Raw genomic sequence first — 1,605 nt, 5'->3', positions numbered from 1 at the left:
CCTAATCGGTAGTTGGGATTGGTGCCGGTCGTAGACCGGGGTCGTTCCTGGTGAGGGCTGCTGTCAGGTGACGTCTGCTGGGTCCCGACGCGAGACGTCTTGAGAAAGAACGGCGCGCCTGGCAGCAGACCCCATTGAGTGGTGGTGGGATGCCGTTGCCCGAGCCCGCCGCAGGGTTGACTTCCCGACGGTTGTTCCCGAGCGTTGAGCTCTTCGACAGAACGAAGTCCTGCGGCGCGCTGGAGTCACGGACGGCTAGTGAGATGACGGACCTTTGAGTCCTGCGATTAGGGCGCCGCGTGAGTCCACCGGTAAGGGCATGACCATGGATCGAAGGAGTGATGACACCTTGTCCCTGTTTTGTGGAATCGATTGGGCCACTGAGCATCACGACGTCGCCGTCATCGACGACGACGGACGTGTGGTGGCTCGCGGGCGGGTCGGCAACGACGCGGCCGGATTTGCGGCGCTGTTGACCCTGCTGGCCGAGGCCGGTGACAGCGCCGCCGACCCGATCCCGGTCAGCATCGAAACCGATCGCGGCCTGTGGGTGGCCGCCCTGCGCGAAACCGGCCGAACGATCTATCCGATCAACCCGTTGGCGGCCTCCCGCTACCGCGCCAGGTATGCAGTCTCGGGAGCCAAGTCCGATGCCACCGATGCGGTGTTGCTGGCCAACATCGTGCGCACCGACCCCGGCGCGCACCGGCCGCTGCCGGCCGACACCGAGGCCGCCCAAGCGATTCGGGTGCTCGCCCGGGCTCAGCAGGACGCGGTCTGGGCCCGTCAACAGGTCGGCAACCAGATCCGGGACCTGCTCAAGGACTTCTATCCCGCCGCGATCGTTGCATTCGCCGATCTCGACGGTGGACTGACCCGTCCCGATGCCCGCACCATCCTGGCCGCGGCACCCACCCCAGCCCAGGCGGCGAAGCTGACGCCGGCCCGGCTGCGCCGACTGCTCACCAAAGCCGGTCGCCAACGCTATCTCGACCGCGACACCGCACGGCTCAGAGACGTCTTCACCGACACCTACTTGCACCAACCCCCGGCGGTGGAGCACGCGATGGGCATCCACCTCACCACGCTGCTGGGCCAGTTCGACGCCGTCTGCACCGCTGCCGACAACCTCGCCGAGGCGGCGACCGCTCATTTTGAACAACACCCGGACGCCGAGATCATCACCAGCTTCCCCGGTCTGGGGATGCTCGCCGGCGCCCGGGTGTTGGCCGAGATCGGCGATGACCGCACCCGCTTCGCCGACGCCCGCGGATTGAAGGCCTTCGCCGGATCGGCTCCCATAACCCGCGCCAGCGGCAAGAAAACCGTTGTCCTGCACCGGCACATCAAGAATCGACGGCTGGCCGCCGTCGGCCCCACCTGGGCGCTGGGATCGCTGCGCGCCTCGCCAGGCGCACGCCGTCACTACGACGCCCGCCGCGCCGCCGGGGACTGGCACCAACAAGCTCAACGACACCTGTTCAACAAATTCCTCGGTCAACTCCACCACTGCCTGCACACCGGCCTGCACTACGACGAACACGTTGCGTTCCCACCTCCTCTCCAACTCGCGGCTTGACTCTTAACTTCGTGAGATGTCTTTCT

At 66.5% G+C, this 1,605-nt stretch carries 1 protein-coding gene; it reads left to right on the top strand.

The annotated features are described in order from the left end of the window. Positions 1 to 325 precede the first annotated feature (325 nt). Complete coding sequence (locus SLQ30_RS32995) at positions 326 to 1,579, top strand: IS110 family transposase (protein ID WP_319451250.1); 1,254 nt, start codon at positions 326 to 328, stop codon at positions 1,577 to 1,579. The last annotated feature ends 26 nt before the right edge of the window (positions 1,580 to 1,605 follow it).

This window comes from Mycobacterium sp. RTGN4 (assembly GCF_033804635.1).
Lineage (GTDB): Bacteria > Actinomycetota > Actinomycetes > Mycobacteriales > Mycobacteriaceae > Mycobacterium.
The sequence above is the reverse complement of the archived record's forward strand: the minus strand, read 5'-3'. Positions and strand labels throughout refer to the sequence as shown.

Coding starts and splice junctions, on each gene's coding strand:
- SLQ30_RS32995 (WP_319451250.1), top strand. CDS start 326: ATGGATCGAAGGAGTGATGACACCTTGTCCCTGTTTTGTGGAATCGAT.